Raw genomic sequence first — 8,401 nt, forward strand, 5'->3', positions numbered from 1 at the left:
CGCTAAATTCCAAAGCGGTCGGATAGCTCGTGTAGCGGGGTCCGGGACGCGAAAATTTCGCGTAAGCGTCGAAATCTATGCTATTCACGGCTGTCCGCCTTGGTTTTGATAAGCTCTTCGATGTTGATGAAAAGGTTCGGATGCAGGCTTTTTACGCGCGAGACGACGGCATCGACGTCTAAGCTTAATCTTTTCGCACTCGGATTTGCGCCCGTTAGCCTTCTGATCTCGTCCATACACACGATCCACGCGTCGCCGAAATCCACCGGCGTATGCTGCAAAATCGAGCGCTCAAGCTTGAGATTAAAATTTTCCTGCATCGCGTTTTTGGTCGCGGCGATGAGATTTGCAAGCGATTTTATCGAGATCATCGTGTGCACTTCGTTATTTTCGTCGATGCCGAACCACGGTTCCTCGTCGCTCCACGAGCCGCTTTTTAAAGTGAGTTTTTTCTCGTTGTCCTCGCCCTGCGAAATTTCAAAAACCGTCCTTTTCGAGCTATCCAGCCCGAAAAATTCGCTCGCTTTGTCGATCTTTTTTAGCGCTTTATCTTTTTCTTCCATGCTTTCTCCTAAATTTACCTTCTTTGATCCAACCAGACCATAACGCCCTTTTGCGCGTGCAGGCGATTTTCCGCCTCTGCAAAAATTTCATCCGCATGCGTTTCAAACACGGCCTCGCTCACCTCGTATCCGCGATACGCCGGCAGGCAGTGCAAAAAGATCGCGTTTTTTTCAGCCAGAGCCATTAAGCTTTCATCCACGCAAAAGCCCGCGAAATCGCGAATTCTTTGCTCCTTTTCGCCTTCTTGCCCCATCGAAACCCAAGTATCAGTCGTCACGACGTTTGCGCCCGCTACGGCTTCTTTTATATCGTTCGTTATTAAAATTTTAGCGCCTGAAATTTTAGCATTTTTTTGCGCCTGCGCCAGTATCTGCGGATCAGCTTCGTAGCCTTTCGGCGTCGCTACTCGCAGCTCAAAGCCAAGCTTGCTAGCAAGCATCAGCCACGAGTGCGTCATATTATTGCCGTCGCCCACGTACGCGGCTTTTATCTTTGGAGTTTCAATACCGCACTCCGCGATCGTCATTAAATCCGCCATTAGCTGCACGGGATGAAATTTATCGCTTAACCCGTTTATCACCGGCACGCGGCTAAATTCCGCAAGCTCTATTAGCGTCTCGTGGCGATTTACGCGCGCCATGATTAGATCGCACATTCGCGAAATCACGCGCGCAGTGTCTTTGATCGGCTCGCCTCGCCCGAGCTGGATGTCGCGACTGCTCAAAAATAGCGCGTGCCCGCCGAGCTCGTTCATCCCTACGTCGAAGCTCACGCGCGTCCTTGTCGAGCTTTTTTCAAATATCATCGCTAATTTTTGATCTTTCAGATACGGCTTAAAATCTCGCGCCTTCGCCTCTTTTTTAATCTCAAAAGCTAAATTTAGCATTTGCAAAATTTCATCTTTGCTAAAATCGTTTAACGTAAGAAAGTGCCTCATTTATCCACCTTATCTTTTATAAATTTACTAAAAAATTCTTTTAAATCACCTTTCGTCATATCGCCCGCAGCCACCTTTACGACTATATCTTCCATCGCCGCATAAAATTCCTCGTCGTCCAAAACTATAGAATTTGCCGACAAAAACATATCGGCTAGCAAAATCGCCGTCCTTTTATTGCCGTCGGCGAAAGGATGAAATTTTATGCACGAATGCGTCAAATGCGCGAGTTTATCCGCCATAGTAGGGTAATACAGATCGTTTTTTATATTCTGCAATGCGGACGATAAATAGCCGAGCGAAGTTTTATTACAGCCCTTGCTTCCGCCTATTTTTTCTAACATTTTATCGTGGATAAAAATAGCCTGATGCAGCGTTAGATATTTCATTTGTCTTTTTTCATTTATCCTTTAGGCGCTCAAAAACCGCCCTATTGCTCGGTTTATCCAGCTTTGTAAGAACGGCGCTAGAAAGCTCGCCAAAATTTTCTATATACTCATCCCTATTTTCGGGTAAAATTTTAGCTTCAAATTTCATCTTTTTTGCTAGCTTCATCACCGCATCCAAGACGGCTTCCATTTCGTTACTTTTAATCTCTAATGCTATTTTATTCATCGCTAGCCCCTGTTTAAAATTTCCGCGATCTCCTTGGCGTGATAGGTGATGATAATATCCGCGCCGGCGCGCCTTATGCCTATCATCGTCTCCATCATCACGCGCTCATAATCGATCACGCCCGCTTTTTTACCCGCCTGCAGTAGTGAGTATTCGCCGCTTACGTTATATGCGCAGATCGGCAGCAGCGTGCGCTCCCGCAGATCTCTGATTAGATCCAGATACGCAAGCGCGGGCTTTATCATCAAGATGTCCGCTCCCTGCGCCTCGTCTTGCAGGCTTTCGTTGATCGCTTCAAATCTATTTGCGGGATCCATCTGGTAGCTACTGCGATCGCCGAAGCTCGGCGCGCTCTCCGCCACATCGCGAAACGGCCCGTAATAGCCGCTGGCAAACTTGCTCGAATACGCCATAATCGGTAAATTTTCAAATCCGCCGCGATCAAGCGTCTCTCTCAAGGTAGCGATAATGCCGTCCATCATGCCGCTGGGTGCGATCATATCCGCGCCCGCTTTGGCGTGAATGAGCGCCTGCTGCGCCGAAATTTCAAGCGTCGCGTCATTATCCACCGTCTGATGTACATGATCGATGATGCCGCAGTGTCCGTGGTCGGTGTATTCGCAAAAGCACAGATCGGTGATGACGAGTAAATTTGGAAATTTAGCCTTTATCGCGCGCAGCGAAGTCGCGATGATGCCGTCCTCGCTTAGCGCGTCCGAGCCGATGCTGTCCTTTAGCGAAGGAATTCCGAAAAGTAAAATTTTATCCAAACCGAGCGTCAAAAGGGTCTCGCACTCTTTTAAAATTTCATCCAAGCTCATCTGAAATACGCCGGGCATCGAGGCGATCTCCTTTTTGATGCCGCTTCCTTCCACGACAAAAAGCGGATAGATCAGCGAGCGGGTTTGCAGATCGGTTTGTCGCACCAGATCCCTAAGCGCAGGGTTTATTCGTAGCCGTCTAAATCGTTTAAACATTATTTTTCCTTTTTTAGCTAGAATTGCGGGATTCATAATATCACAATCGGAGTAAATTTAAGCATGGATATAAAAATTTCAGAGGTCGCAAATCTCCCCTCCCGCTTCGGAAGCTTCCGCATTCAGTCGTTTAAGCAAGGCGAGAAAGAGCATCTAGTGATATTTAAGCAACCTTTGGAGGGCGCCGTAAACGTGCGGATCCACTCGGAGTGCCTTACCGGCGATGCGATCGGCAGCCTAAAGTGCGACTGCGGCGAACAGCTCGAAGCGAGCCTAAAATATATCGAAGAGCACGGCGGCATGGTGATCTATCTGCGTCAAGAGGGGCGCAATATCGGGCTTTTTAATAAAATCAACGCCTACGCGCTGCAAGATCAGGGGCTCGATACGATCGAAGCAAACCATCAGCTAGGCTTCAAAGCGGACGAGCGAACCTATGAGATCGTGGATTTCATACTCGCTCATTTTGGAATTTCGCGCATAAATCTGCTTACGAACAACCCGCAAAAGCTGCACGATCTGAAAGTAGAAGTGGTCGCGCGCGTGCCGATCATCATCACGCCTAATAAATTTAATGAAAACTATCTGCGCGTCAAAAAAGAGCAGATGGGGCATCTGCTGTGAAGCTTGCGCCGGACGAAAGCTTTAACGAGCAGGTCGCTAAATTTAAAGCCTGCCTGCAAAAATTTAACCGCGTCCATAGCCTCACGAATTACGATGATTTGGACGCGGTGGTGCGCGACAGCCTAAGCGGAGCGAATTTCATACCGCGCTATCCGCGCATCGCGTGCGACATCGGCTCGGGAGCGGGCTTTCCGGGGATTTTTTTGGCGCTTGCGCTGCCGCTGTGCGAGTGGCATCTGTTTGAGCCAAATCAAAAAAAAGCGGCGTTTCTAACCTACGCGAAAGTTAGCCTCGTTCTAGCTAACGTAAAAATCCACGCCGAGCGCGTGCAAGACGGCGCAAAGCTACGCGCCGATCTGATAAGCTCGCGGGCGCTAATGAGCGCGCGAAATTTAATTGAAATTTGCCGCGGCTTTTACGATGAAAACACTACGTTTTTGCTCTACAAGGGCTCAGGCGCAGAGGCGGAAGCGGCGGAATTCCGCAAGGAATTTGCAAGCGCGCGCTGCGAAATTTTTAGCGGCGAAAACGCTTTGAAAAATAGAAAATTTTTAGTGATCAAAGGGGTGAAATAATGGGAAAAATTCTAGCCGTTGCCGTTATCGCGGCGCTCATATATTTTTTGATAGTGCCTAGATTTCGCATAAAGAAAAAGGACGATGCGACCGAGCTTTTGGCGTGCGACGAGTGCGGGACGTACTTTAGCAGCGACGAGCTTGCTCTGCGCGATAAAAAACGCCTTTGCAAATCCTGCGAAGCCAAACTAAGGGGCGGCAAATGATCATCCTAGGCCACGCGCTCGTGCCCTACGAGCCGCTGTATCTCATCAAAAACGGCGACGAAGTTTTCAAATACGACAATCTGCTCTTTAAATTTAACGACAGGCTCATCGCCGCCGCACAAAAGGCGCAGAAAAAATTTAGCGTTATTACGAACGATATAAATGAAATTTTGCTCGCAAACGGCGCAGGCGCGCGCTTCATCATCGTGGATAAAAAATCCGCCGCGGCCGCACAAAAGCTAGCCAATGATTATCTTTTCGACGCCAAGATTGCGATGTTTATCGGCTCTGCGCGGGCGTTAAAAGGCCTAGCCGAGCTCGGAATCGATGCGGCGATCTTTAAAGACGCGATCGCAAACGCGCCCAAATCGCTACTTGCAAGCATCGGAGATAGCGTAGGCTCGAAATTTCACTTCGGGCTTCCGAAAAAAGATGAAATTTTCGGCGGCGCGCAAAAGCTCGCGGATAAAATTTCGGCTCTGGATAAAAAGCTAAGCGCGCCCGCAGCTGGTAAAAATGACGATATTTGGAAAAAATAGCAAAATCCTAAGCGAATTTGTTCGCGGGTATAAAATTCCTATGACTTATGCAAATTAAAATTCCGCGCATATAATTTTGCTTAGCCTCGCGGCTTAGAATTTAACGCGAATTTCACCCGCTTACGCGGATCGGAATTCTACGCGGAATTTTGCCCTCTTTCGTAAATTATAATTCTGCGCGAAATCTCACGCGTCCTCTGCAAAATTTTCTCGCTTACTCAATTTAAAATTTTACCCGCTCGGATAGATTTAAATTTTACGTAGAATTCCGCCTGTCCTCGCGGCAAGAAATTTCAAATAAAATTCCGAACCTGCCTAAGCTTCATAGAATTTCGCGCAAAATTTACCCGCAGAGATGATATAAATTCCTAGCCATTGTTTTAAATTTTACTCGCGTTTTAGCTGCTTTTATACGCATGATAAGGATTTTTTAAAGCTAAAATTTTATATAATTATGCGTTTCAAAAAGGCATATTTTGAGTACTAAATTCTTTTTAGCGATCCTTGCGATAGGCGTTATAATGGGGCTTTGCGCAGGGCTCTTAAACTTCGGCATCAACGAAATTGAAACTTTTGCTTTCGGGCATAATGATGAGGAATTTCACATTATCACAGAGCAAACCACTGCGCTTAGGCGCTTTCTTAGCGTCCTCGCAGCCGGCGCAATCGTAACTATAATTAGAATTCTGCTGATAAGACTAAAACCCTTTTTAAACGTAGCTTCGATGATGGAGGGACAAAATCCGCCGTTTTGGCAAAATTTAATCCACTCGGTTTTGCAGCTTGCAGCCATCGCCATGGGCGCACCGGTAGGCAGTGAGGCTGCCCCGCGCGAGCTAGGTGGCTTATTTGCGGCTAAAATTTGCCGCACCTTAAATATCGGCGGAGATGAGCTTCGGCTATTTGTCGCATGCGGCGCGGGAGCGGGACTAGGCGCTGTATATAACGTCCCGTTAGCGGGCGCGCTTTTTAGCCTAGAAATTTTACTTAAAAGCTTCGATACTCAAGCGATTTTGTGCGCCTTTGCCACTAGTGCGGTGGCTACAGCTACAGCGGAATTCGGAGCTTCAAAAGAAATTTATTACGCAGTTTCGAACTTCGCCCCTACCCCACAGAATTTGCTCGCAGCGGCTCTAATCGGGCTTGTCACGGGGGTCGCGGCAAAATACTTTCAAGACGGGGTGCGCTTGTACGAAAAACGGCGCATAAAAAGCCTCAAAATCGCACTTACACTGCCGCTTGCGTTTTTACTTACCGCGGCGATCGGCGCATACGTACCAGAAATTTTAGGTAACGGACGCTCTGCAGCGCAGTTTGCTTTCAACTCAGCGTCCTTTAGCCCATATTTGCTTGCGATCTTGCTTTGCAAGGCATTTTGCATTTTGATGATCTTTCGCTGCGGCGGATATGGCGGCACGCTAACGCCAAGCTTCGCGCTGGGCGCAGTTTTGGGGCTATGCGTTGGATTTGCGATCGGCGAAATTCTACCTATTAGCCTAAGCGCAGCGGGCGTTTGCGGAGGGGCTGCCTTTTTAGCGATCAACCTAAACGCGCCGCTTTGCGCCTTTGCCCTAAGTGCAGGATTTTGCGGGCTAAATATCAACTCATATTCGGTCGTCGTTTTTAGCATCGTCTGCGCCGTCGGCATTAGAAATTTATTGACAAGAAATTTAAAATAAGGGCGCTTCGCCGGTTAGAATTTGCGATTAAATTTCTTCAAGGAAACGTAATGGAAAAGCTAAAAACCGCGCTTTTAATGGGCGCGCTGGTGATGATTTTTATGTTTGTAGGTAACGCCGTAGGCGGACGCAGCGGCATGATGATAGCCTTCTGCGCGGCGTGTGCGATGAATTTTTTCAGCTACTTTTTCAGCGACAAGCTGGTGCTGAAGCACTACCGCGCGGTACCGGTAAGCGAGGATAGCGAGCCGATGCTTTATGACATAGTGGACCGCCTCTGCGCGAGGGCGAATCTGCCTATGCCGCAAATTTACATCATCGAAGAGGAAGTACCAAACGCCTTTGCTACGGGACGCAATCCAAATCACGCCGCCGTTGCGGTAACGCGCGGGCTGCTAAATTTAATGAACCCGCAAGAGATCGAAGGGGTGCTCGCGCACGAGCTAAGCCACGTAAATCACTACGATATTCTCATCGGTTCGGTCGCGGCGATGTTTGCGGGAGCTATCGCACTACTGGCAAATTTCGCGCAGTTTAGCGCGATGGTAGGCGGCGGCAACTCCAATAACCGCTCAAACGGGATTTTTATGCTAATAGCCGCCATCGTAATGCCGCTAGCTGCGAGTATCATACAGATGAGCATCTCGCGTACGAGAGAATATAAGGCCGATGCGGGTGCCGCGGCGCTTACGTCGCATCCGCAGTGGCTGATCTCGGCGCTCAAAAAGCTTGACGCCTACTCCCAAAACTACCGCATGCGCTCCGCAGATGCCGCTAGCGCGCATATGTTTATCGTAAATCCTTTCGGCGACGCAGCGAGCAGCCTCTCTAGGCTTTTCCGTACCCACCCAAGCACCGCAGATCGCATCGCTAGACTAGAGCAGATCGACAGGGATATGCGCCTAAGCTGATCGTTGGTAAATTTAAGATAAAATTTCCCCACTTTAACCAAAGGAGAAAACAATGGGTTTACTTTCATTCGTAGCCGAAGCAGGCAAGAAACTACTAGGTCTAGGCGATGACGCCAAGCACGTAAAAGATGAGATCGCCAACAATCTCAGCTCTACGCCGGTAGAGGGGCTAGAGGTCGAGGTGCAGGGCGACACCGTCAAAATCAGCGGTAACGCCGATAAGGAAACTCTCGAAAAAGCAGCCCTCATCGCGGGCAACACCGCAGGCATCAAAAACGTGCAGATCGAGGGCATCAGAGAGGATAGCGCCGAAAACTACTACACCATCGTAAAGGGCGATAACCTATCTAAAATCGCGAAGAAATTCTACGGCGACGCGAACAAATACAAGATTATTTTCGACGCCAACCGCGAGGTTATCAAAGACGCGAACCTCATCTATCCGGGGCAGAAGATCAGAATTCCAAAAGCTTAAGCTCGCTTTTGCATGCTGTGGCTTGATTTTGCAAGCCGCGGATTTTACTTTTGCGAGCATTGCGCTGCGTTTGTGCGAGCAGTGATTTTATCAGCCCGCGATACAGCGCGATTTTGGCGAGCTAAATTTTACGAGTTAGCGAGGCGCCGCGGTTTTTTACGCTTTAAAAGACGCGGTTTTGCAAACTAGCGGCACGACGTGATTTTAAGCTGGCTGTGCAGTGCAGTTTTTAAACTATGATTTTATGAACCGACGGCACGGCATAATTTTGCAAGTTATGGATTTTGCAGACTGCGGAC

At 48.4% G+C, this 8,401-nt stretch carries 12 protein-coding genes; 7 read left to right on the plus strand and 5 right to left on the minus strand.

Annotated elements, in window-relative coordinates:
- Positions 1-80: 80 nt before the first annotated feature.
- Genes Q0605_RS10490 through hemB form a run of 5 tightly spaced genes read right to left on the minus strand, consistent with a single transcriptional unit; the run spans position 81 to position 3,093 of the window.
- Positions 81-563, minus strand: coding sequence for a DUF2603 domain-containing protein (locus Q0605_RS10490; protein ID WP_298706818.1), 483 nt, complete (start codon positions 561-563; stop codon positions 81-83).
- A gap of 14 nt (positions 564-577) precedes the next feature.
- Positions 578-1,501 (minus strand): ornithine carbamoyltransferase, encoded by a 924-nt coding sequence (gene argF, locus Q0605_RS10495; protein WP_298706819.1) that lies wholly within the window; start codon positions 1,499-1,501, stop codon positions 578-580.
- The gene (locus tag Q0605_RS10500; RefSeq protein ID WP_298706820.1) at positions 1,498-1,890 is read right to left on the minus strand and encodes a type II toxin-antitoxin system death-on-curing family toxin; all 393 of its coding nucleotides are present in this window, start codon (positions 1,888-1,890) and stop codon (positions 1,498-1,500) included. Before Q0605_RS10500 ends, argF begins: the two co-directional genes overlap by 4 nt.
- Before the next feature lie 10 nt (positions 1,891-1,900).
- The gene (locus tag Q0605_RS10505; protein ID WP_298706821.1) at positions 1,901-2,116 is read right to left on the minus strand and encodes a hypothetical protein; all 216 of its coding nucleotides are present in this window, start codon (positions 2,114-2,116) and stop codon (positions 1,901-1,903) included.
- 2 nt (positions 2,117-2,118) lie between these two features.
- Positions 2,119-3,093 (minus strand): porphobilinogen synthase, encoded by a 975-nt coding sequence (hemB, locus tag Q0605_RS10510; RefSeq protein WP_298706822.1) that lies wholly within the window; start codon positions 3,091-3,093, stop codon positions 2,119-2,121.
- 63 nt (positions 3,094-3,156) lie between these two features.
- Here hemB and ribA point away from each other — a divergent pair, with 63 nt between their 5' ends.
- The 7 genes from ribA to lysM all read left to right on the plus strand — a co-directional run bounded on the left by ribA (position 3,157) and on the right by lysM (position 8,102).
- Complete coding sequence (gene ribA / locus Q0605_RS10515; RefSeq protein WP_298706823.1) at positions 3,157-3,717, plus strand: GTP cyclohydrolase II; 561 nt, start codon at positions 3,157-3,159, stop codon at positions 3,715-3,717.
- Positions 3,714-4,292: a 16S rRNA (guanine(527)-N(7))-methyltransferase RsmG gene (rsmG, locus tag Q0605_RS10520; RefSeq protein WP_298706824.1), complete on the plus strand. Its 579-nt coding sequence runs from the start codon at positions 3,714-3,716 to the stop codon at positions 4,290-4,292. The genes ribA and rsmG overlap by 4 nt, the downstream gene beginning before the upstream one ends.
- Entirely contained in the window at positions 4,292-4,498 is a 207-nt protein-coding gene (locus tag Q0605_RS10525) for a hypothetical protein (protein WP_005872661.1), read from the plus strand. Before rsmG ends, Q0605_RS10525 begins: the two co-directional genes overlap by 1 nt.
- The gene (locus Q0605_RS10530) at positions 4,495-5,037 is read left to right on the plus strand and encodes a hypothetical protein (RefSeq protein ID WP_298706825.1); all 543 of its coding nucleotides are present in this window, start codon (positions 4,495-4,497) and stop codon (positions 5,035-5,037) included. The genes Q0605_RS10525 and Q0605_RS10530 overlap by 4 nt, the downstream gene beginning before the upstream one ends.
- Before the next feature lie 476 nt (positions 5,038-5,513).
- A complete protein-coding gene (locus Q0605_RS10535) occupies positions 5,514-6,716 on the plus strand; it encodes a chloride channel protein (protein WP_298706826.1) in 1,203 nt (400 codons plus the stop codon).
- Between the two features lie 50 nt (positions 6,717-6,766).
- On the plus strand, positions 6,767-7,627 hold the full coding sequence (gene htpX / locus Q0605_RS10540) for a zinc metalloprotease HtpX (RefSeq protein WP_298706827.1): 861 nt from the start codon (positions 6,767-6,769) through the stop codon (positions 7,625-7,627).
- A gap of 52 nt (positions 7,628-7,679) precedes the next feature.
- Positions 7,680-8,102: a peptidoglycan-binding protein LysM gene (gene lysM, locus Q0605_RS10545; RefSeq protein WP_298706828.1), complete on the plus strand. Its 423-nt coding sequence runs from the start codon at positions 7,680-7,682 to the stop codon at positions 8,100-8,102.
- Positions 8,103-8,401 lie beyond the last annotated feature (299 nt).

Source organism: uncultured Campylobacter sp., from assembly GCF_938017705.1.
Taxonomy (GTDB): domain Bacteria; phylum Campylobacterota; class Campylobacteria; order Campylobacterales; family Campylobacteraceae; genus Campylobacter_B.